The organism is Rhodococcus sp. NPDC056506 (genome assembly GCF_042794945.1).
Taxonomy (GTDB): Bacteria; Actinomycetota; Actinomycetes; order Mycobacteriales; family Mycobacteriaceae; genus Rhodococcus_F.
The window spans coordinates 1-21,991 of record NZ_JBHTSW010000049.1; the positions used below are offsets into that span (position 1 = coordinate 1).

At 62.5% G+C, this 21,991-nt stretch carries 22 protein-coding genes; 13 read left to right on the forward strand and 9 right to left on the reverse strand.

The genetic code is table 11. The features are described from left to right. Positions 1–1,114, forward strand: a 1,114-nt coding sequence (locus ACFQ6H_RS26070) for a S1 RNA-binding domain-containing protein (protein WP_378649480.1), incomplete at its 5' end; no start/stop codon positions are given. A gap of 174 nt (positions 1,115–1,288) precedes the next feature. Here ACFQ6H_RS26070 and ACFQ6H_RS26075 read toward each other — a convergent pair. Beyond that, entirely contained in the window at positions 1,289–1,504 is a 216-nt protein-coding gene (locus tag ACFQ6H_RS26075) for a hypothetical protein (RefSeq protein ID WP_003944056.1), read from the reverse strand. Positions 1,505–1,663: 159 nt separating this feature from the next. Here ACFQ6H_RS26075 and coaE point away from each other — a divergent pair, with 159 nt between their 5' ends. Next, positions 1,664–2,878 (forward strand): dephospho-CoA kinase, encoded by a 1,215-nt coding sequence (gene coaE / locus ACFQ6H_RS26080; protein ID WP_378649482.1) that lies wholly within the window; start codon positions 1,664–1,666, stop codon positions 2,876–2,878. Between the two features lie 4 nt (positions 2,879–2,882). On the opposite strand, the gene ACFQ6H_RS26085 is transcribed toward coaE, so the two are convergent. Further along, the gene (locus ACFQ6H_RS26085; protein WP_378649484.1) at positions 2,883–3,401 is read right to left on the reverse strand and encodes a DUF402 domain-containing protein; all 519 of its coding nucleotides are present in this window, start codon (positions 3,399–3,401) and stop codon (positions 2,883–2,885) included. Between the two features lie 86 nt (positions 3,402–3,487). On the opposite strand from ACFQ6H_RS26085, the gene uvrB reads away from it, so the two are divergent. The 3 genes from uvrB to ACFQ6H_RS26100 all read left to right on the forward strand — a co-directional run bounded on the left by uvrB (position 3,488) and on the right by ACFQ6H_RS26100 (position 7,212). Continuing rightward, positions 3,488–5,650 carry an excinuclease ABC subunit UvrB gene (uvrB, locus tag ACFQ6H_RS26090; RefSeq protein ID WP_019748629.1) on the forward strand — a complete coding sequence of 721 codons (2,163 nt, stop codon included), beginning with the start codon at positions 3,488–3,490 and terminating at the stop codon, positions 5,648–5,650. Positions 5,651–5,695: 45 nt separating this feature from the next. Next, on the forward strand, positions 5,696–6,571 hold the full coding sequence (locus tag ACFQ6H_RS26095) for a hypothetical protein (protein WP_378539703.1): 876 nt from the start codon (positions 5,696–5,698) through the stop codon (positions 6,569–6,571). Positions 6,572–6,759: 188 nt separating this feature from the next. Beyond that, on the forward strand, positions 6,760–7,212 hold the full coding sequence (locus tag ACFQ6H_RS26100; protein ID WP_019748627.1) for a universal stress protein: 453 nt from the start codon (positions 6,760–6,762) through the stop codon (positions 7,210–7,212). A gap of 1 nt (position 7,213) precedes the next feature. On the opposite strand, the gene ACFQ6H_RS26105 is transcribed toward ACFQ6H_RS26100, so the two are convergent. The 3 genes from ACFQ6H_RS26105 to ACFQ6H_RS26115 all read right to left on the reverse strand — a co-directional run bounded on the left by ACFQ6H_RS26105 (position 7,214) and on the right by ACFQ6H_RS26115 (position 11,106). Further along, positions 7,214–7,621, reverse strand: a complete 408-nt coding sequence (locus tag ACFQ6H_RS26105) for a hypothetical protein (protein ID WP_378649534.1) — start codon at positions 7,619–7,621, stop codon at positions 7,214–7,216. 137 nt (positions 7,622–7,758) lie between these two features. Further along, on the reverse strand, positions 7,759–10,041 hold the full coding sequence (locus tag ACFQ6H_RS26110) for a HelD family protein (protein WP_378539702.1): 2,283 nt from the start codon (positions 10,039–10,041) through the stop codon (positions 7,759–7,761). Positions 10,042–10,173: 132 nt separating this feature from the next. Further along, entirely contained in the window at positions 10,174–11,106 is a 933-nt protein-coding gene (locus tag ACFQ6H_RS26115; protein WP_378649502.1) for a DoxX family membrane protein, read from the reverse strand. Positions 11,107–11,351: 245 nt separating this feature from the next. Between ACFQ6H_RS26115 and ACFQ6H_RS26120 the strand changes: the two genes are divergently transcribed. Beyond that, positions 11,352–11,921, forward strand: a complete 570-nt coding sequence (locus ACFQ6H_RS26120; RefSeq protein ID WP_378649504.1) for a DUF2716 domain-containing protein — start codon at positions 11,352–11,354, stop codon at positions 11,919–11,921. Positions 11,922–11,949: 28 nt separating this feature from the next. Here ACFQ6H_RS26120 and ACFQ6H_RS26125 read toward each other — a convergent pair whose 3' ends face one another. Then, the gene (locus tag ACFQ6H_RS26125; RefSeq protein WP_378539699.1) at positions 11,950–12,636 is read right to left on the reverse strand and encodes an MBL fold metallo-hydrolase; all 687 of its coding nucleotides are present in this window, start codon (positions 12,634–12,636) and stop codon (positions 11,950–11,952) included. A 174-nt stretch (positions 12,637–12,810) separates the two neighbouring features. Between ACFQ6H_RS26125 and uvrA the strand changes: the two genes are divergently transcribed. Beyond that, positions 12,811–15,771 (forward strand): excinuclease ABC subunit UvrA, encoded by a 2,961-nt coding sequence (gene uvrA, locus ACFQ6H_RS26130; protein ID WP_176720913.1) that lies wholly within the window; start codon positions 12,811–12,813, stop codon positions 15,769–15,771. Between the two features lie 57 nt (positions 15,772–15,828). On the opposite strand, the gene ACFQ6H_RS26135 is transcribed toward uvrA, so the two are convergent. Then, entirely contained in the window at positions 15,829–16,536 is a 708-nt protein-coding gene (locus ACFQ6H_RS26135) for an alpha/beta fold hydrolase (RefSeq protein ID WP_378649506.1), read from the reverse strand. 80 nt (positions 16,537–16,616) lie between these two features. Between ACFQ6H_RS26135 and ACFQ6H_RS26140 the strand changes: the two genes are divergently transcribed. After that, positions 16,617–17,327 (forward strand): helix-turn-helix transcriptional regulator, encoded by a 711-nt coding sequence (locus ACFQ6H_RS26140; protein WP_378640276.1) that lies wholly within the window; start codon positions 16,617–16,619, stop codon positions 17,325–17,327. A gap of 5 nt (positions 17,328–17,332) precedes the next feature. On the opposite strand, the gene ACFQ6H_RS26145 is transcribed toward ACFQ6H_RS26140, so the two are convergent. Together ACFQ6H_RS26145 and ACFQ6H_RS26150 are read right to left on the reverse strand one after the other, a co-directional pair. After that, the gene (locus ACFQ6H_RS26145; RefSeq protein ID WP_378649508.1) at positions 17,333–17,749 is read right to left on the reverse strand and encodes a DUF1801 domain-containing protein; all 417 of its coding nucleotides are present in this window, start codon (positions 17,747–17,749) and stop codon (positions 17,333–17,335) included. A gap of 1 nt (position 17,750) precedes the next feature. Further along, the gene (locus tag ACFQ6H_RS26150) at positions 17,751–18,119 is read right to left on the reverse strand and encodes a DUF1844 domain-containing protein (RefSeq protein WP_020907885.1); all 369 of its coding nucleotides are present in this window, start codon (positions 18,117–18,119) and stop codon (positions 17,751–17,753) included. A 388-nt stretch (positions 18,120–18,507) separates the two neighbouring features. Here ACFQ6H_RS26150 and infC point away from each other — a divergent pair, with 388 nt between their 5' ends. From infC to pheS, 5 genes are all read left to right on the forward strand, one after another. Further along, positions 18,508–19,200, forward strand: a complete 693-nt coding sequence (gene infC, locus ACFQ6H_RS26155) for a translation initiation factor IF-3 (RefSeq protein ID WP_378450004.1) — start codon at positions 18,508–18,510, stop codon at positions 19,198–19,200. 43 nt (positions 19,201–19,243) lie between these two features. Further along, on the forward strand, positions 19,244–19,438 hold the full coding sequence (gene rpmI, locus ACFQ6H_RS26160) for a 50S ribosomal protein L35 (protein ID WP_003944043.1): 195 nt from the start codon (positions 19,244–19,246) through the stop codon (positions 19,436–19,438). Between the two features lie 63 nt (positions 19,439–19,501). Continuing rightward, positions 19,502–19,891, forward strand: coding sequence for a 50S ribosomal protein L20 (gene rplT / locus ACFQ6H_RS26165; protein WP_019748616.1), 390 nt, complete (start codon positions 19,502–19,504; stop codon positions 19,889–19,891). A 23-nt stretch (positions 19,892–19,914) separates the two neighbouring features. Next, entirely contained in the window at positions 19,915–20,745 is an 831-nt protein-coding gene (locus ACFQ6H_RS26170; RefSeq protein ID WP_378539694.1) for a TrmH family RNA methyltransferase, read from the forward strand. A 154-nt stretch (positions 20,746–20,899) separates the two neighbouring features. Next, positions 20,900–21,970, forward strand: coding sequence for a phenylalanine--tRNA ligase subunit alpha (pheS, locus tag ACFQ6H_RS26175; protein ID WP_378649510.1), 1,071 nt, complete (start codon positions 20,900–20,902; stop codon positions 21,968–21,970). The last annotated feature ends 21 nt before the right edge of the window (positions 21,971–21,991 follow it).

Consider the following 21,991-nt stretch of genomic DNA (forward strand, 5'->3'; position numbering starts at 1 on the left):
GTGCCGCAGCGGAACTGACTATCGCAAACGGGGCGGCCTCATCCTTGACATCGGTCTTCGTGGCTTCCTCCCCGCTTCGCTCGTCGAAATGCGTCGCGTCCGCGACCTCCAGCCGTACGTCGGCAAGGAGATCGAGGCCAAGATCATCGAGCTCGACAAGAACCGCAACAACGTGGTCCTCTCGCGCCGCGCATGGCTCGAGCAGACTCAGTCCGAGGTTCGCAGCGAATTCCTGCACCAGCTCCAGAAGGGCCAGGTCCGCAAGGGCGTCGTGTCCTCCATCGTCAACTTCGGTGCATTCGTGGACCTGGGCGGCGTAGACGGTCTGGTTCACGTTTCCGAGCTGTCTTGGAAGCACATCGATCACCCGTCCGAGGTTGTCGAGGTCGGCACCGAGGTCACCGTCGAGGTTCTCGACGTCGACCTGGACCGCGAGCGCGTCTCCCTGTCGCTCAAGGCAACGCAGGAAGATCCGTGGCGTCAGTTCGCCCGCACGCACGCCATCGGTCAGATCGTGCCCGGCAAGGTCACGAAGCTGGTTCCGTTCGGTGCATTCGTGCGCGTCGAAGAGGGAATCGAAGGCCTCGTTCACATCTCGGAGCTCGCTGAGCGCCACGTCGAGGTTCCGGACCAGGTTGTCGGCGTCGGCGACGATGCACTCGTGAAGGTCATCGACATCGATCTCGAGCGTCGTCGTATCTCGCTGTCGCTGAAGCAGGCCAACGAGGATTACAACGCCGAGTTCGATCCGTCCAAGTACGGCATGGCTGACTCGTACGACGACCAGGGCAACTACATCTTCCCCGAGGGCTTCGATCCCGAGACCAACGAATGGCTCGAGGGCTTCGACAAGCAGCGTGAAGAGTGGGAGAACCGCTACGCCGAGGCTGAGCGTCGCCACAAGATGCACACCACTCAGATGGAGAAGACTGCTGCAGACGAGGCCGCTGAGGCTGCCACCGCTGCTGCCGGCTACTCCTCGGAGACGGCTGCTGCAGACGACACCGAGGCTCCGGCTGCTGCCGGCTCCGCTCCGGCCGAGTCTGCTGGCGGATCGCTTGCCAGCGATGCACAGCTCGCCGCACTTCGCGAGAAGCTGTCGGGCAACGCATAAGGATTACCGCTTGATCTGATCAAGCGAGATCTGTGAAGAACCCCGGCCCTGCACTTGCAGGGGCGGGGTTCTTTTCCTGTCAGGTATCACTTGTCGGCGGAAGATTGCGTGAGTGAACACAAAAATGACCGGCACCGAATGGTTGCCGGTCATTTTGTATTTCGTGAAGAGAACTCAGTTTGCGGGAGCAGGCACCCAATAGGTGGCGGTCGCTTCGGCTGTGCGCTTACGCATCGATGCGAAGCTGTGTCGGCCTTGGCTCACGAGCATCGTGAACCACGTACGACGGTGCTCTGCCAGGGCAAAAGCGACTTCGGGAAACTCTATGCAGTGCACGCCGTTCGGCATTCCGAGGCGGTGCTGACCGTGATGGTCGCGATCTGCTCGCATGGCGTCCACTTTCTCGAGAAGTTGCAGGTACAGGTGCGTTCGCTAGAACATAACCGCACGGTCACCGAAATTGTGGTATTTGAGCCTCGAAGGCCTCGGCGTGTTCGATCCGTAGGCGTGTCTGAATCTCTCGGGCGCAGAGATGAGAGACTGTCGAGTGTGTTGAGAGTAGGCCTCACTGGAGGCATCGGAGCCGGTAAGTCGACAGTGTCGAAAATCCTCAGCGAACTGGGAGCCGTCATCGTCGATGCCGACTTGATCGCCCGAGAAGTGGTCGAGCCCGGTACTCCTGGACTTGCCGCTCTGGTCGATGCATTCGGCGACGGGATTCTGTCCGAGGACGGCAGCCTCAACCGCCCCGCGTTGGCGTCGTTGGCGTTTGCCGACGACACGTCACGCGGAACTCTGAACGGCATCCTTCACCCATTGATCGGTGCGCGGACGATGGAGCAGATCTCGTCCGCGCCGTCGGATGCAGTGCTCGTTCAAGACATTCCGCTCTTGGTCGAGGGTTCCATGGCGCCGGCATTCAACTTGGTCGTCATCGTCTACGTCGACGAGGAGGAGCGAGTTCGACGCCTGGTGGGCTCACGCGGTATGCCGGAATCCGACGCGCGTGCGCGCATCGCAGCGCAGGCAAGTGACGATCAGCGTCGTGCTGTTGCCGACGTGTGGCTCGACAACAGCGGCGAGCAGGGTTCACTTGACGACGTGGTCCGCGACCTGTGGGCGAATCGACTTGTTCCCTTCGAGAAGAACCTCCGCGAGGGCACGGTGGTGCGCGCGCTTCCCGAGCTGACTCCTGCTGACCCGACGTGGCCGGCGCAGGCGGAACGAATCATCGGCCGGTTGTCACTGGCGGCCGGTGACCGCGCGCGCCGTATCGATCACATCGGATCGACCGCAGTGCCTGGTCTCGATGCCAAGGACGTGATCGACATTCAGATCACTGTCGAGCACCTCGGCGTTGCCGACGACCTCGCGCAGGATTTGGCCGCTGCCGGGTTCCCCCGGATCGAGCACATCGTCGCTGACGACCCGAAGCCGTCGTACCTCGGTGGCGAGACCGACCCGGCGGTGTGGGCGAAGCGAATTCACGGCAGCGCAGATCCAGGCCGCCGCGCGAACATCCACATTCGGGTGGACGGTTGGCCGGGTCAGCAGTTCGCGATCCTCTTCCGTGACTGGCTTCGCGCCGACGCGTCGGCGCGTGCCGAGTATGCCGAACTCAAGGTCAAGGCAGCCTCGAGCGCTGCCGGCATCGACGACTACGCCTCGGCGATCGACGCCTATCTGGGGGTCAAGACCCCGTGGTTCGACGCCGCATTCCACCGGGCGTGGGAATGGGCCGAGAAATCAGGCTGGTCCCTCTAACGGCTCAGCGCCACGTGACCGGCATGCCCAACGAGTCGAGCCAGGCGTCGAGGTTGTGACCGTGGGCGGCGATACCGTCGATGGCTCGGGCAGCGTTCAGCATTGCGCGCTCGGACGTCTTCGGGTCGAGGATTCCGACGGTGTTCGCCTCGAGCAACTCGTCGACGTCGAGCAGTTCGATGCTGTGTCCGGTCTGCACGATCAGGTCCAGGTAGTGGTCCTCCGAGGTCCACAAGTGCTCGCCGCGGGTGAATTCACCGATGTCGACGTAGAAATCCCAGTCTTTGACGTGTTCCGGGGTGAAGTGGAAAATCGATGCCCGAATTCCGAGTTCGGGAATGATCCAGGACTCGAGATAGTGAAACTGGGGATGGTCGGCGTGGCGCGCCATGTACAGCCCCCACGGTTCCTCGCGGTAGTGCTCGACCGGGCGAACGAAACCCTTGGGATCGACGTTGGTGCGAGCTGCGATGTCGAAGGTTTCGACCTTCGGCCGGTGAATGTGGGGACGTTCCTCGCTCATGGTCGAAGAACCTACCGCCGAAGTGCGATTTCAGCTGAATGCGGACGAGCGGGCATTGTGTCGGTGGGTGCGCTTACCCTGGTTTCATGGCGTTTGCTTCCGAACATCCCGTGGTCGCCCATTCCGAGTTTCGTCCGGTTGGTGACATCGAGCGCTCAGACGCGCGCTTCGAGGTCGTCAGTCCGTACGAACCGGCAGGCGATCAGCCGGCGGCTATCGCCGAGCTGGAAAAACGGATCAACGAGGGGGAGAAGGACGTCGTCCTTCTCGGTGCGACCGGTACCGGTAAGTCCGCGACCACAGCGTGGTTGATCGAAAAGCTGCAACGCCCCGCTCTGGTGATGGCTCCGAACAAGACTCTGGCTGCTCAGCTCGCGAACGAGCTTCGGGAGATGCTTCCCAACAATGCGGTCGAGTACTTCGTCTCGTACTACGACTACTACCAACCCGAGGCGTACATCGCCCAGACCGACACCTACATCGAGAAGGATTCGTCGGTCAACGACGACGTGGAGCGGCTGCGCCACTCGGCGACGTCCAGCCTTCTCTCACGACGGGACGTGGTCGTGGTGGCCTCGGTGTCGTGCATCTACGGCCTCGGTACGCCGCAGTCGTACCTCGATCGCTCGATTCAGCTCGACGTCGGTGTCGAGGTACCGCGCGATGCATTCCTGCGTCTACTCGTCGATGTCCAGTACAACCGCAACGACATGGCGTTCACGCGAGGTTCGTTCCGCGTGCGCGGCGACACGGTCGAGATCATTCCGTCCTACGAAGAGTTGGCGGTACGCATCGAATTCTTCGGTGACGAGATCGAAGCGCTGTACTACCTGCATCCACTGACCGGTGACATCGTTCGTCAGGTCGACACGGTCCGTATCTTTCCGGCGACACACTACGTCGCCGGCCCAGAACGCATGGAGCGTGCGGCCAAGGACATCGAGGCAGAACTCGAAGAGCGGCTCGCCGAACTCGAGGGCAAGGGCAAGCTTCTCGAAGCTCAGCGTCTGCGCATGCGAACGCAATACGACCTCGAGATGATCAAGCAGGTCGGGTTCTGCTCCGGCATCGAGAACTACTCGCGCCACATCGACGGCCGCGGTCCTGGAACTGCCCCCGCAACGCTGATCGACTATTTCCCCGAAGATTTCCTTCTGGTCATCGACGAGTCGCACGTGACCGTCCCGCAGATCGGCGCCATGTACGAAGGCGATATGTCGCGCAAGCGCAACCTGGTCGAATTCGGATTCCGGCTGCCGTCGGCCACCGACAACCGCCCCCTGACGTGGGAAGAATTCAGTAAGCGGATCGGTCAGACCGTCTACCTGTCGGCAACCCCCGGCAAGTACGAGTTGGGTCAGTCCGGCGGTGAGTTCGTCGAGCAGGTGATTCGCCCGACCGGATTGATCGATCCCGAGGTCATCGTCAAACCCACCAAGGGGCAGATCGACGATCTCGTTCACGAGATCCGTGAGCGCGCCGAACGCGACGAGCGTGTGCTGGTGACGACTCTGACCAAGAAGATGTCGGAAGACCTGACCGACTATCTTCTCGAACTCGGTATTCGCGTCCGGTATCTGCACTCGGATATCGATACGCTCCGGCGAGTCGAGCTGCTCCGGCAGCTCCGCCTGGGGGAGTACGACGTGCTGGTCGGCATCAACCTCCTGCGTGAGGGACTCGACCTTCCCGAGGTGTCGCTGGTCGCGATCCTCGATGCCGACAAGGAAGGCTTCCTCCGTAGCTCCACCAGCCTTATTCAGACGATTGGTCGAGCGGCTCGAAATGTGTCCGGCCAAGTGCACATGTATGCGGACAAGATCACCGCATCCATGGCGCAGGCGATCGAGGAAACCGAGCGACGGCGCGAGAAGCAGGTCGCCTACAACGAGAAGATGGGCGTCGACCCGCAACCGCTACGCAAGAAGATCGCGGACATTCTCGATCAGGTGTACGAGGAGGCGGAGGACACCGCAGCTTCGGTCGACGTCGGGGGTTCGGGTCGCAATGCGACGCGCGGTCGGCGCGCACAGGGCGAGGCCGGTCGTGCGGTCAGCGCCGGTGTGTACGAGGGGCGCGATACCAAGTCGATGCCTCGCGCCGAATTGGCGGATCTGGTCAAGGAACTCACCGATCAGATGATGAATGCTGCACGCGACCTTCAGTTCGAGTTGGCTGGGCGATTGCGAGACGAAATCTCGGATTTGAAGAAGGAACTTCGAGGGATGGACGCCGCAGGCCTCAAGTAGGTCGCCTCGCGCACGTTCGTGCTCGCGCCCGCTACGGTTTCAGGTATGGATGCACAGACTGCAGGCAAGACCGCGCGGACTCTCGAACTTCTTCACTCGCTGGCCTACTTCGTGCCGGAGACGGAGAAGGAACTTGTCGGCGTCGGGTTGGAACCTGGCCGAATGGTGTACTTCGCGGGGCGATCAGCGCCGCTCGGCGCTCCGCCCGCGACTGTCGTCACGGCCACCTTCTTCAACTTCAATCCTGAACTGATCGCCAGTGTCATTCCGCGTGCCTGGGAATTGGCAAGGGCCACAGAGGTTGTCGCGGCGCGGTATCGAGCAGTCGACGCTGCGTACGTCCGCCTGTTCGGTGCAGATGTGACGGGGTCGGCGGACATGGCCGAGGCCGCCGAACTCGTCTCGATCGCGGCGCAGAACATTCCCGGAGTGGACGGCCGCCCGCTGTACGCGGGTTGGGCGTCGCTCGACTGGCCGACCGAACCGCACCTGCGTTTCTGGCATGCGCTGACACTGCTGCGTGAGTATCGCGGCGACGGCCACATTGCTGCCCTTCAGACCGCGGGATTGAACGGACTGGACGCGTTGATCACGCACACAGCCACGGGAATCGGGTTTCAGCGTAAGTTCGCACAGACTCGCCGCGGGTGGTCGCAGGAACAGTGGGACGAGGCAGTGGAAAGCCTGAAGGATCGCGAACTGCTCGACCGTTCGTCCGGTGCGCTGACCGAGGACGGGCAGGAACTGCGCGACGTCGTCGAAGACCTGACGGACGACCTTGCGCTTGCCCCATGGGATGCGCTCGGAGAAGAAGGTGCCAAGCGATTGCTGGAATTGGCGACGCCGTGGCGTGGTGCCCTGGTCGAGCAGGAAGTTTTCCCGGCGGCGCTGTTCGGGCCTCGCTTCGGCAAACTTCGCTGATCGGTCACTACGGGACAAATGTGTCTGTGACTGATGATCACATTCACTGTGGGCTTGTGGCGTGTACTGCAAATAACACTATCCGCGGCACAATCCCGCTAATGTCAGCGCAGCGGTTGTCGAGCGGGCGCAACAGCGTTGCGCCCGTTGCCGGCCGTACCGTCCGTCCCGTAACCATGGAGGAATGAATGAGTGCCTACCGGACCGTTGTCGTAGGAACCGATGGCTCCGAGTCGTCACTGAAGGCAGTCGACAGAGCTGCCGCCATCGCCAGTGGCTCGGACGCTCAGCTCGTCATCGCGTGTGCGTACTACCCGGCCGATCCCAAGGACGTGAGCGCTGCCGCTGATGCGTTGGGTAACGAGGCCTACCAGGTCACCGGTTCCGCTCCGACCTACGAGATCCTTCGGACGGCCCGTGAGCGTGCACACGCCCAGGGCGCCAAGGACGTTGTCGAACGCGCCATCGTCGGCGCTCCCGTCGAATCGCTTCTCGCTTTGCTCGACGAGGTGAAGGGCGACTTGCTGGTCGTCGGAAATCGCGGATTGAACACTCTGACCGGGCGTCTACTCGGATCGGTGCCTTCCGATGCCGCGCGCAAGGCGACGTCCGACGTTCTGATCGTGCACACCGTTCGTTGATTTACCGGCAGTAGTCGGCCTCGGCCGCATCGACGAACACTTCAGCCAGCTGATCAGCGCTGGGAAGTGGCGTCGATGCGGCCGAGCCGTTTCCGCTCGTGATCACCGGTTCGCTCGCTCCATTGAGTGATACCTGCCGCAGATTCGCGATGATCGTCCCTCGATCCGTGCCGGCCGCGAGCTGCTGGCAGACGCCGTCACCGAGCGCCTGCAACATGTCGTCGGAAAACGCGGGGTTCACCCCGGACGACGCGATCGCCGCTCGCAGACGTTCGGCGTCGTCCACCGGGGTTTCTGTGGGTGCGGCAGCAACAGCAGCAATGTCGTCGCTGCCTGCAGTTGCCGTCGAACTCGAATCGTCTTTTGAACAACCTGCGGTCACCGCTGCCAGCATCCCGACACCGATCATCACGCGACAGATTTTGCGGATGGGTGCGGCGGAACTTGCGGGCAGGCCAAGCACGAGGGGTCATTCCTTCAGTCGTCGACACAAATCGGGGTGACACCACCATTCGTGGTGTCACGCACGAACCTACTCCGTGAGGCTCACGAATCGAAGGCCAACTCTGCGGCCTCGACGCCGTCGAGAACCGCGGGGAGCGACTCGATGTGAATGATGCCGAGCCTCTGGGTAGCTCGGGTCAACGCGACGTAGAGGTCGTTCATTCCCCGGGGTGACTCGTCGAGAATGTCGGCGGGTTCGACTATCAACACGGTGTCGAACTCGAGCCCCTTGACGTCCTTGACCGACAGGACGCTCACGGTCTCGCTCGCAAGGCCCGCCAGATCGGCAACAACCCCGGAGCCGGCGATCACGGCAGTAATACCGGGGTGCGACTCGGACTCGATGCAGCGGCGCACGGTCGATTCCAATTCTTCGGCCGTGGTCTTGAGTGCCCACGGCGCGAATCCGCTGTCGCGCACCGACCGGGGCACCGACTGCTCCGGGTCGATCTCTTCGAGCACGCGGTGAGCGACATTCATGATCTCCGACGGAGTTCGGTAGTTCACGGTCAGTTCGGTGAGCTTCCAGCGCTTGGCGACGTAGGGCTCGAGGATCGTCTGCCAGGACGAGGTTCCCGCAGGATCGCCGGTCTGGGCCGTATCGCCGACCAACGTCATCCACCGATTCGGTATGCGCCGCATCAGCATTCGCCACGCCATCTCGGAGAGCTCTTGGGCTTCGTCGACGATCACGTGACCGTAGGTCCAGGTTCGGTCGCCGGCAGCGCGCTCCGCCGTAGTCTGGCGCTGGCCTTGATCGTGGCGCTGGGCGAGTTGGCTGGCGTCGATCAAGTCGTACGCCATCAGGATCTCCGGATCCATCTCGTCCTCGAGGTCCTGTGGTGCGGAGCCGGTGAGGATGTCGAGAGCACCCTGGGCGTCGGCGATCTGTGCACGCCATTCGCGTTGTGCGCGTTCGCGTTCGGCGGCATCGTCGACGCCGAGTATCTCGGCGAGTTCGTCGAGAAGGGGAGCGTCGGCCGCACTGAATCCTGGCCCGACGCTCTGCAGAAGCTCGTCGCGTTGTCCGTCGTCGAGTTGCGGCGCTGCCTTGGCCAACCTCGCCGGAGACGTCCACAGTTCCGCGAGGATTTGCTGCGGCGACAACTCTGGCCAGAGCTTTCCGATGGCGGACATGATGTCGGAGTCCTCGCGCATCTCGTCGCGAATGTCGGCGATGTCGTCCCGGCTGAGGAGTGAGCCGCCGTCGACGAGGTTTCCGCCGATGAGTTCGGCCATCTGCAGCGCCAACGCCTCGATGACCGCTGCTACGAAGATCGGGCGCGCCAGGTTGTGTGGGCGACGCGACGATCGAGCCCGACCGCGCGCCTTCGTGACGGTTTTGCGATCCAGCTTCAAGTCGTACGTGTCGAATCGCAGGGTGATCGGCTTGGACGGAACTTCCTGTCGATCCCTGACGGCGTTCTTGAGCACGTCGAGAATCGCGAGCGAACCCTTGATCTCACCGGCGGCGAGGGAATCGGTACGTGTTGCGCGCACTCCGGGGTACAGGTCACCAATCGTCGAGAGCAGGACGCCGGTCTCACCGAGTGAAGGGAGGACCTGGCTGATGTAGTCGAGGAAGGTCGCGTTCGGCCCGATGATGAGAACGCCGGCCTTGGCCAGCTGCTGACGGTACGTGTAGAGCAAGAAGGCGGCACGGTGAAGTGCGACAGCTGTTTTGCCGGTACCCGGACCGCCCTGGACCACCAGAACGCTCTTGTGTTCGGAGCGGATGATGGCATCCTGCTCGCTCTGGATTGTCTCGACGATGTCGTTCATCTGGCCCGTACGTGCTGCGTTCAGAGCATCCAGGAGTGCGCTCTCACCGGCGACGCCGCCGGCTTCGGTGACTACTCCGGCGGCGCGGGCCGCATCGAGGTCCAGGTATTCGTCGTTGATACCCGTGACCGTGCGGCTACGGCTGCGAATATGACGTCGCCGTTTCACACCTTCAGGTGCCGCCGGCGTCGCCAGATAGAACGGCCGTGCCATCGGGGCGCGCCAGTCGAGGAGCAGCGTTTCGTAGTCGTTGTCGGTGTCCAGAATTCCGAGTCGGCCGACGTAGCGTCGCTCGTCGTCGAAGTCGATGCGTCCGAAACACATTCCGTTCTCGGCTGCGTCGTACTTGGCGAGATCCTCGGTGTACATGGCATTGAAGGACTCGCGTTCACTGCGTGCCTGCGGGGTGCCGCCGGTCTCGAGGAGGACCGTGCTCAAGCGTGTTTGGGCATACTTTCGAAGATCGTCGAGACGGGAGTACAGCATCGTCACGTACTGCTGCTCGAGCTCTTGCTCGTTCAGTGACGGGTCCGCGTCGGGCAAAGGATCTCCTAGGCTTGATGAGAAATTCATGCGCTGCAAAAGCGCCAAGACAGTCTAGTTCCCCCAGATGAACTGCCGCATAGATACAGGTCAGGCCACCCGAAGGTGGCCTGACCGTGATTTTCGGTGCACTCAGTGCGTCAATTCGTCCTTCTTGGCGCGAGCCTTTTCGAGTGCTTTCTCGGCGCGCTTGCGGGCCCGCTTACCCAGCACCTCGGTCTGTTCCGACGCCGTCTCTGCCCACTCGTTGCTCTTCTCGAGCGCGAGTTCGGCGAACTCGGAGCTGCGCTTGCTCGCCAGCTCGGCCAGTTCGGCGCTGCGCTCGCGTGCGGTCTCGGCCAGTTCGGAACCGCGCTTCTGCGCGACTTCGAGGATGTCCGGGCCGCGCTCCTTGGCGACCTCGCTGAATTCAGCGGCACGCTTGCTCGCGATCTCCGCGAACTCGGAACCACGCCCCTTGGCGAGTTCGAGCCAATCCGTTCCGTGTGCCTTCGCGGTTTCGGCGAGTTCGGAACCACGCTCGGATGCCACCGACAGAGCATGTTCGACGCGATCGCTCGTGTGATCGGTCTGCGATGCGACCAACGGAAGTGCCGCAGCGATAGACGCCTGGGCCTTCCTCGCGGCGCGGCGGCCACGCCAGCCGAGCGACGGCTTGCCCTCGGTGTCGACGGACGCGATCATCAGTCCGCCGAGCAAGCTGACGTTCTTGATGAAGTTGGTGCGCTGCATCGCTCGCAGTGATGGATCGGTTTCGTTCCAGAAGTCGTGGCCGGCCAGTGTGGTGGGCACCAGGCTTCCGGCGAGGACCAACGACGCGAGCCGCGGAGCCTTGCCTGTGGCGAGCAGGGCACCGCCACCGATCTGGACGACGGCGTTGATCTTGACGAGTGTTTCCGGATCAGCAGGCACCTTCTGCGTCACTGCTCCTGGCAGCGTCTCGACGGATTTGTCGATCAGGGGTGACGCTTTGGCTGCTCGCTGAGCGGGGTTGCGCAAAGCATCGATTCCCCCGGCGATGAAGATCGTGGAAAGCAGTGGACGAGCAATTCGACGTACCAGCATGTTTCAAGCCTCCCGATGTAGGTTCGTTTTCCACCCTAGCGATCTCACGAGGAATTGGTCCGGTTCGGCGATCCGGCCACGCCTGACCCGGCTGACGGGTTCTTGGTCGCCGAAGTGCGCTGTCCTGCGTCGATGACTTCGTCTTGGGTTCGGACAACTCGCTCGGAAGTATCCGTTACCGCGTATCCGCCCACGGCGTGTTCGAAGGCGGCACACAATGCAGACCGATCGACCACCATGGTGCGGTGACTACGAAGATGACACAGAACTTCGGCTCGACCCTTCCCTCCGGCTGGGGACAGCTGTCGGACGAGGAGAACGTGAAAAACTGGGAGATCTTTCGTGCGCGCTACGGGTTCACGCCCGGCATCGACGCACGATCTTGGCCCGCTATCGCCGAACCCATCCCATCCGTGGTCTTCGATTTGGGTGCGGCGCCAGCTGCGACTCCAGGGGCGTGGGCCGCTCGCGTCGATGCGATCAACGCCGAAGCGTTGCGCTGCTTTGTCACCGTCTGGAACGACGACCCCAACTTCGTCGTTCTGGATTGGCAGCATCCGGGCTACACCTTCGACGCGGAGGCACATGCTGCTGCGAATGAGCTTGCGGAGTGGCGTGTTCCGGTCTATCCGAACGGTGACTACTACATATTCAGTCGGGACGACTTCACGGAAGGGACCTTCGGCCATCCGTGGGAACGCACGCTGTGTGTGTTCGGGGAACGGATGGTCGAAGGACTGGGCCGGACTCTGTCGACCTGGCTTCCGCGACTTCGAGTCAACGGTGAGCAGGTCGACAGCTACGAAGCCGGTTAGCGGGGTCCAGTACGGAACAGGTGAAACGTCACCAACCGCGTTCGCGCCACTCCGCCAAGTGCGGACGCTCGGCGCCCAGTGTCGTGTCCTTGCCGTGCCCCGGGTAGACGACGGTTGCGTCGTCGAACCTTCCGAACAGCTTGTTTTCCACGTCGTCGAGTAGGGAAGTGAACTTCTCGGGGTCGGCGGTCTTTCCGACGCCTCCGGGGAAGAGTGAATCACCGGTGAAGAGGTGAACCTGCCCGCTCGGTTCGGTGAGAGCCAGCGCGATGGAGCCGGGAGTGTGTCCGGACAGGTGAATGACGTCGAGGCTCAAGTTGCCAACGTTCACCTTGTCGCCGTCTTCGAGGAGAACGTCCGGGGTGACGGGAAGGACATCCGCATCGAGGGGGTGAGCGGCGGTCGGCACCTTCGTGGCGGCGTGGACGTCCTGCAAGGCCAGCCAGTGGTCACCGTGCTGGTGGGTGGTGACGATGGAATCGAAAACAGGTGCTTCCTGTTCGATGAGCGCGATGATCTTCTCGGCTTCGTTGGCCGCATCGATCAGGAGAGATTTCCCGGTCGTGGAACAGACGACGAGGTAAGTGTTGTTGTCCATGGGGCCGACCGACATCTTCGTGATGACGGCGCCTTCGACTGTGCGCCGCTGAGGGGCAGAATCGGGGGAGACCTGACCGGTGTAGGAGTCGTCGATCACGATGGGCTGATTCGTCATGAATCGCAGGCTACCTTCGAATAGGGGCAGGTAGAGCGATGGGCTCGCTTGGTGAGATAAACGTGTCGGTGGCTCGGCCTACGATGACGATCGCTCGAGGACTCGCGTTTGCGAGGCCGCTCGAGACTTCTCCGGGGGGACGGCCCCAGATGATTGACAATGAAGGGAATTGGTGTGGCGGATCGCCTGATCGTGCGGGGTGCGCGTGAGCACAATCTGCGAGGAGTCGATCTCGACCTCCCGCGAGACAGCCTGATCGTCTTCACCGGGTTGTCGGGCTCCGGCAAGTCCAGCCTCGCCTTCGACACGATCTTCGCGGAAGGTCAGCGCCGCTACGTCGAGTCGCTCTCGGCATACGCGCGTCAGTTCCTCGGTCAGATGGACAAGCCGGACGTGGATTTCATCGAAGGACTGTCGCCTGCGGTGTCGATCGACCAGAAGTCGACCAACCGCAACCCGCGTTCGACGGTGGGCACCATCACTGAGGTCTACGACTACCTCCGACTCCTCTATGCCCGCGCAGGTTCAGCGCACTGCCCGGTGTGTGGTGAGAAGATCGCACGTCAGACGCCCCAGCAGATCGTCGACCAGGTGCTCGAGATGGACGAGGGCATCAAGTTCCAGGTCCTCGCACCGGTGGTTCGTACACGCAAGGGCGAGTTCGTCGATCTCTTCGATCAGCTCAACACCCAGGGCTATTCGCGAGTGCGCGTCGACGGTGTGGTCCATTCACTCGCTGATCCGCCGAAGCTCAAGAAGCAGGAAAAGCACGACATCGAAGTTGTTGTCGACCGCTTGCAGGTCAAGGCGAGCTCGAAGCAGCGCCTGACCGATTCGGTCGAGACCGCCCTTCGATTGGCCGAAGGCATCGTCGTCCTCGACTTTGTCGACCGCGAGGAAAATGCACCTGATCGAGAGCGTCGTTTCTCGGAGAAGCTGGCCTGCCCGAATGGCCACGCTCTTGCCATCGACGATCTCGAACCGCGCTCGTTTTCCTTCAACTCGCCCTACGGCGCCTGCCCCGAATGCACCGGCCTCGGTATCCGCAAGGAGGTCGACCCGGATCTGGTGGTTCCCGATCCCGACCTGAGTCTCGAAGACGGAGCAATCGCGCCGTGGTCGATGGGCCAGAGTTCGGAGTACTTCGGACGTTTGCTGTCCGGCCTCGGCGACATCCTCGGTTTCGACATGAAAACGCCGTGGAACAAGTTGCCGGCGAAGGCCCGCAAAGCGATCCTCGAAGGTAGTGAGGAGCAGGTTCACGTCCGGTACAAAAATCGGTACGGCCGTACCCGTTCTTACTACGCGGAGTTCGAAGGTGTGATGCCGTTCCTGCACCGCCGCCTCGAACAGACTGAGTCCGATCAGATGAAGGAACGCTACGACGGGTACATGCGCGATACCCCGTGCCCGGCGTGTGGTGGTGCTCGCCTGCGCCCGGAAATCCTGTCGGTAACTATCGCGGCTGGGGACTTCGGCAGTAAGTCCATCGCCGAGGTCTGTGAACTGTCGATCTCCGATTGCGCGGACTTCTTGAACAGCCTCACTCTCGGCTCGCGCGAAGAGGCGATTGCGGGTCAGGTCCTCAAGGAAGTTCAGGCACGACTCGGGTTCCTGCTCGACGTCGGCTTGGAATACCTTTCCCTCTCGCGTGCCGCGGGCACGTTGTCCGGTGGCGAGGCCCAGCGAATCCGCTTGGCAACGCAGATCGGTTCCGGACTCGTCGGCGTGCTGTACGTACTCGACGAGCCGTCCATCGGCCTGCATCAGCGTGACAATCGACGACTGATCGAAACCCTGACGCGCTTGCGCGACCTCGGCAACACGTTGATCGTGGTCGAGCATGACGAAGACACCATCCGTACATCTGACTGGGTGGTCGACATCGGACCGTACGCCGGCGAGCACGGCGGCAAGGTCGTCCACAGTGGGCCGTACGAAGAACTGCTGACGTGTGAAGAGTCCCTGACCGGCGCCTACCTGTCGGGTCGCAGCTTCATCGAGGTTCCGGCCATTCGTCGGCCGGTGGACCGCAAGCGTCAGGTCACAGTCGTCGGAGCTCGCGAGCACAATCTCGACGGCATCGACGTGAGCTTCCCGCTGGGCGTTCTCACCGCTGTCACCGGTGTCTCCGGTTCGGGTAAGTCGACGTTGGTCAACGACATTCTCGCGACAGTCATGGCGAACAAGCTCAACGGCGCACGCCAGGTGCCCGGCCGTCACACACGAATCAACGGTCTCGATCAGCTGGACAAGCTTGTGCAGGTCGATCAGTCTCCGATCGGCCGGACTCCGCGATCGAATGCGGCGACGTACACCGGTGTCTTCGACAAGATACGAACCCTCTTCGCAGCCACTACGGAAGCGAAGGTCCGCGGATACCAGCCTGGCCGGTTTTCGTTCAACGTCAAGGGTGGACGCTGCGAGGCGTGCTCCGGCGACGGAACGCTGAAGATCGAGATGAACTTCTTGCCGGACGTGTACGTGCCGTGCGAGGTGTGCCACGGCGCTCGGTACAACCGCGAAACGCTCGAGGTTCACTACAAGGGCAAGTCGATCGCCGAGGTTCTCGACATGCCGATCGAGGAAGCAGCCGAGTTCTTCCAACCGGTCACCTCCATTCACCGGTACCTCAAGACTCTGGTCGACGTTGGTCTGGGCTACGTTCGACTGGGTCAGCCGGCTCCCACCCTGTCCGGTGGTGAGGCACAACGCGTCAAGCTCGCCGCCGAACTGCAGAAACGGTCGACCGGCCGGACCGTGTACATCCTCGACGAGCCCACCACGGGTCTGCACTTCGAGGACATCCGCAAGCTCTTGATCGTGATCAACGGTCTTGTCGACAAGGGCAACAGCGTGATCGTGATCGAGCACAACCTCGACGTGATCAAGACGTCGGACTGGGTCGTCGACATGGGGCCCGAAGGTGGATCCGGCGGCGGAACCGTTGTGGCGCAAGGTACTCCGGAGGACGTGGCCGCGGTCCCCGAGAGCTACACGGGCAAGTTCCTCAGTGAAGTTCTCACCGCACAGCACGCACCGGTCAAGGCCAAGCCGATCACCAAGAAGCGCGCAACGAAGGCAGTTGCAGCTAAGAAGGCTGCGCCACGGAAGAAAGCCGCTTCCGTGAGCTAGCAGAAGTCGGTCAGCGATGCCGGGTCGGAATCCGACCCGGCATCACTGCTCTGTCGGTCAGGAAGCGGTGGCCTCGAGGATCACCTGGGCAACGTCTTCGGGGCGCGACCACATCGGCCAATGGCCGGTCGGGAGGTCGACATACGTCACTGGGAGTTTCGCCAGTTCCGCGGCCATCGGATGACCCCCGTCGGCCATCTGGGCGATCACCGCTGACGGGAACGTGCTGCAAACGATGGTTGACGGCACCTGGTAGCGCTTCTCGTTCGTCAGGACAATCGGCTCACGTGCCGGTCCGGCCGGTTCGGGGACGGCGTTGGCGCGAAACGCGTCGAGAGCTTTCTCGTCGAGTCCTTCGAGGCTGCTGCCGTCTGCTTCGAGTTCTGCCCACGTCGGCAGAGGAATCTCGACGACATCTGCGGCCAAATCCGGTCGCAGCGCTGCGCCGTCGGGCATCGGGCCCGAGTCGACGTAGACGATCCGAGCGACGCGATCCGGGATGCGATCGGTGACTGCGTACCCCACCGGGCCGGCGCCGCTGTGAACGACCAGGACCGTGCGTTCGTCGGAATCCGTTACAGCGTCGATGACTGCGCGGACGTGGGCGTCGAAGGTGACCGCTGATCGATCTGCATCGACGGCGTCGAGTCCGGGCAGCGTCAGACTGGTCACGCGGGTGTCGGAACGCTCGAGGTGCGGGAGGACTGCATCCCATGCCCATGAACCGAGCCAGAATCCGGGAACAAGAACGATGTGAGTTTTCATGTACTCACTGTGCAGCCGGGATGGTGACAACGGACTGTCACCAAATATGTCACCGTTTGATATCGAAATCTGAGACACTCGTGGGTGTGAATCGAGCTGCGAGATTGCATGCTCTTGTCGAGGAGCTTCGGCGACAGGGTGATCGAGGGACTACGTGTTCCCGATTGTCCGAGGAATTCGGTGTCACCACCCGAACGATCAAACGCGATATCGAGACGCTGATGATGTCGGGTGCGGCGATCGAGGCGCGCTCAGGTCCTGGGGGTGGATACCGACTCGTAGGTCGCGCCACGCTACCGCCGGTGAATTTCACTGTTCCGCAAGCAGTTTCAATCGCTTTGGCGTTGACGGCGATGGGCGATGCTCCGTTTGCGCCGGATGGACGTGCGGCGCTGGCAAAACTGCTCGACGTGATGGACGAGGAGAGTCGTCGTAAGGTCGCCGAACTCGGTGGCCGCGTGTGGATTCGCGGAGACGTCGGGGCTCTGACGGATTCGCGCGCGAACCGGCAGGCAGTCGAGCAGGGTCTCGAACAGAGTCGCGTCGTGTCGTTGCACTATGTGGATGGGGACGGTTCGGAGACGGTGCGGGCAGTTGAGCCGCACATTCTGGCGCAGGACCGTGGACTGTGGTTTCTCATCGGCTGGTGTCGCCAGCGCGACGCCGTGCGGTGGTTTCGACTCGATCGAATGCGTCGGGCCACGCTGACGAACAATCACTTCACACCACGGGATTCGAGCGTCTTCGGCCAACCGCCCGACGACGCTCGGCCTGTCGCGCCCCGAAGGTGAGTGACTCAGTCCATCATGTTGCGGGCTGCGGCAACGGAATCCGTGATCAGCTCGGTCAAGACGGCTGGGTCGACGTCGCTCAGCCGTTTGACGTACAGGCAGCCTTTACCGATCTTGTGCTTGCCGAGGCGCGCGAGCGTGTCCGTGTATTCGTCGAAGTTCAGCGACAAGTACAACGTGAGTGCGGTGGCCCTGGGGGAGAACCCGATCAGTGGAGTGTCTCCCTCGTGGCCACTCGCATACCGGTAGTGCCGTGCGCCGAATCCGATGATGCTCGAGCCCCACATCACAGCAGGCTCGCCCGTGGCGGCCGACAGCAAGGAGATCAACTCCACACTGTCGGCGCGCTTGCGATCGTCGACGCGGGAAATGAACGCGTCGACGTCCTCGGGCGTCGGTTGAGTCTTGTTGGCGGTTGCCAACTCAGTAGACCGGGCCGGTGAACTTCTCGCCCGGTCCCTTTCCTGGCTCGTCCGGATGCGAGGAGGCCTCACGGAATGCGCGCTGCAAGGCTTGGAGGCCTTCGCGGATGGGTCCGGCGTGGGGGCCGAGGTACTCGACCGACGCAGTCACCAGTCCGGCAAGAGCGGTGATGACTCGACGCGCTTCGTCGAGGTCGAGGTAGGGGCTGGAAGACGGGTCGGCATCGGAGAGGCCGAGCTTTTCGGCAGCCGAACTCATCAGCATCACTGCGGCGCGGCTGATGACCTCGACCGCGGGAACTTCGGAGAGTTCGCGGACGTCGGGATTCGCGCCGTCGGTGTTCTGATCTGCCTCGAAGTTCTCACTCATGGATGTAAGGATTCCATCAGGCCGTGATCGCGTTGAATCGGGCCTCTCCCCAAAGTGGGGGACCGGCACCGATTTCTTTCATCTCCGGCGACCTGTTACTCTTGTTGCAACGACCGCCTCCGACTTGTTCGGGGGCAGCAAGTGGAGTCCGACTCCCACCTCTGCACGGCAGGTAATACTGCAGTTCAGCGGTTCCGGTCACCTGATAGCGGAGATCCGTTCTTGTAATGGAGATCAGTTCTTCGTCAGGTTCCTCGCACAGTCGAGGAGATAGGTTTCGGCGTGAGCTGGATCTTATGTGATCGGTCGACATCGGGCCCCGCGGATGAGCAATCATCACAGCGGGGCTTTTTTGTTGGGGTGCGGGCGGTACGGGCTGCGTGCGGTCATGAAGACCGCACCGTTCAACCTAGGAGGCCCCATCAGCACTGAGACCCGCATCAACGATCGTATCCGCGTTCCCGAGGTTCGTTTGGTCGGACCTGGCGGCGAACAGGTAGGCATCGTGCGTGTTGAAGATGCACTCCGCTTGGCCCTTGAGGCCGACCTCGACCTGGTCGAGGTAGCTCCTGATGCCCGTCCACCGGTCTGCAAGATCATGGACTACGGCAAGTTCAAGTACGAGGCTGCACAGAAGGCACGTGAGTCACGTAAGAACCAGCAGCTGACGGTCATCAAGGAGCAGAAGCTCCGACCCAAGATCGACGACCACGACTACGAGACCAAGAAGCGCAACGTCGTTCGCTTCCTCGAAGCCGGTTCCAAGGTCAAGGTCACGATCATGTTCCGCGGACGTGAGCAGTCACGCCCCGAACTCGGCTACCGCCTTCTGCAGCGTCTGGGAGCAGACGTCGCAGATCTCGGATTCGTCGAAACCTCGGCAAAGCAGGACGGCCGAAACATGACGATGGTGTTGGCACCGCACAAGGGCGCCAAGACTCGCGTCAAGGCGCAGGAGAGCGCTCAGGCGCCAGTGGCTCAGGCCGCACCGCGTCCGGCTCCGGCCGCACCGGCTACGAGTGAAGCAGCTCCGGAAGCACCGGCGACCGGCGATGCCGCTCCCGAGGCTCCGGCCAGCTAGTCGATTTCCCAAGATCCACCACGTAACAAGAACTGAGGACTCCATGCCCAAGATGAAGAGCCACAGCGGCGCCTCGAAGCGATTCAAGGTGTCCGGCAGCGGAAAGCTCATGCGCCAGAAGGCCGGCCGTCGCCACCTTCTCGAGCACAAGTCCAGCAGGGTTACCCGTCGTCTCGACGGTGTCGCTGTTGTCAGCCCTGACGACGCTCCGCGCATCAAGCGCATGCTCGGCATCTGAGTCGCCCCCTTACTGACCACCCGGGGTCGTACTTTCAGCCCCTAGATTGACAGGATTTTTCAAGTGGCACGCGTAAAGAGGGCGGTCAACGCCCAGAAGAAGCGTCGTTCAATTCTTGCTGCATCCAGCGGCTACCGTGGACAGCGTTCGCGTCTGTACACCAAGGCCAAGGAGCAGCAGCTCCACTCGCTCACCTACGCGTACCGCGACCGTCGTGCGCGCAAGGGCGAGTTCCGCAAGCTGTGGATCACGCGTATCAACGCTGCAGCTCGCGCAAACGACATCACGTACAACCGCCTCATCCAGGGCCTGCGCCTGGCAGAGGTCGAGGTCGACCGCAAGATCCTGGCTGAGCTCGCTGTCTCCGATGCCGAGGCCTTTGCCGGCCTGGTCGCACTCGCGAAGGCTGCTCTGCCGGCTGACGTGAACGCTCCTGCCGGAGAAGCAGCCTGATTCACGCATCACAGCAACGGCCCGTGGACCCGCTCACCGAGCGGACTCCGCGGGTCGTTTCTGCTGTCAAGCTCCTGCGCACAGCAGAACGACGTAAAGCAGGACGTTTCCTCGTCGAAGGCGAGAACTCGGTCACCGAACTGTTGAACGGTGCGCTCGCGAACGGCGAGAACCGCCCGGTCCACGACCTCTTCTACACAGAAGACGCAGCCGAGCGGTATCAGCACGTCATCGATCGGGCGCTGACCGCGGGAGTTCGCGTTTCTCTTGTCACCGATCGGGCAATCAAAGCTCTGAGCGATACCGTCACGCCGCCCGGTCTCGTTGCTGTCAGTGATCTCCTCGACGTACCGCTGAGCGCAGCCGTCAACCAGGACACCCGCCTGCTCGCAGTGCCGGTCGAGGTCAACGAACCCGGCAATGCCGGCACCGTCATTCGCATCGCCGACGCGGTGGGTGCCGATGCGGCAATCCTCGCCGGTGACAGCGTCGACCCGCACAACGGCAAGGTGGTTCGTTCGTCGGCGGGCAGCCTCTTTCACCTGCCGGTTGTCCGCGAACGAGACACGGTGTCGGTGATCGAACAGATTCGCGCCGCCGGCATTCAAATTCTCGCGACCGCGGCCGACGGCGAGGTCGATCTCGACGAGGCCGACGAGCTGCTGAGCAAGCCGACGGCCTGGCTGTTCGGAAACGAAGCTCACGGTCTCGATCCGGCGATCGCAGCGCAGGCCGATCATCGGGTGCGGATTCCGATCCACGGCCGCGCCGAAAGTCTGAACCTTGCAACAGCGGCGGCAATTTGCCTGTATGCAAGTGCGAGGGTGCAGAATCGCACGACCGATCGCAGCTGAAAACGCGCGCGAAGACCTCACGGAATCCCATTTGCGGAAGCCTGAGACAATACAAGAGCAGAGACAATGCTCGAACGAGCTCGAAAGCTCGCAAGCAGTACGAGTAGCACGCAGTACGAGAAGCAAACCGAGAAGCGACAGGAGTGTCACAGCCGTGGCCAAAAATGAGGGCGCGACACCGCCGGAGGTCGACGCGAATGTGCTCACCGAAGAGGCGTTGACCGCTGCGGCTGAGAATGCCGAGAAGGCGCTCGCGGACGCCGCTGACCTGGATGCGCTGGCGCACGTCAAGGTGGAGCATCTGGGGGACAAGTCCCCGATCGCCCTCGCTCGCCGGGGACTCGGCAGCCTTCCGGGTAAGGAAAAGGCGGACGCAGGCAAGCGCGTCAACATCTTCCGCACCCGGATCAACAACGCGTACGACGCTCGTCGTGAGGTCCTTCTCGCCGAGCGCGACGCCGCGGTGTTGGTCGCCGAGGCAATCGACGTCACTCTGCCCTCCGATCGCCACCCTGTCGGTGCGCGTCACCCGATCAGCCTGATTTCCGAGCAGGTCGCCGACGTATTCGTCGCGATGGGTTGGGAAGTTGCCGAGGGCCCAGAGGTGGAGACCGAGCACTTCAACTTCGACGCGCTCAACTTCTTGCCGGATCACCCTGCCCGCACGATGCAGGACACCTTCCACCTGGCGCCCGAGAACTCTCGCCAGGTGCTGCGCACCCACACCTCACCCGTGCAGGTTCGCACCATGCTCTCGCGTGAGGTGCCGATCTACGTGGTGTGCCCGGGTCGCACGTTCCGCACCGACGAACTCGATGCGACGCACACGCCTGTCTTCTCGCAGGTCGAAGGACTGGCCGTCGACAAGGGCCTGACGATGGCCAACCTGCGCGGCACTCTCGACGCGTTCGCTCGCGCCCTTTTCGGCCCCGAGACGCGTACCCGTATGCGCCCCAACTATTTCCCGTTCACGGAACCGTCGGCAGAGGTCGACGTCTGGTTCGCGAACAAGAAGGGCGGGGCAGGCTGGGTCGAGTGGGGTGGCTGCGGCATGGTCAACCCGAACGTTCTGCGCGCCAGCGGTATCGATCCTGACGAGTACTCGGGTTTCGCATTCGGAATGGGCCTCGAGCGGACCCTGCAGTTCCGCAACGGCATCCCGGACATGCGTGACATCGTCGAAGGCGACGTGCGTTTCACGCTGCCCTTCGGTGTCGCAGGCTAACTGACCCGGTACGCGGAACCT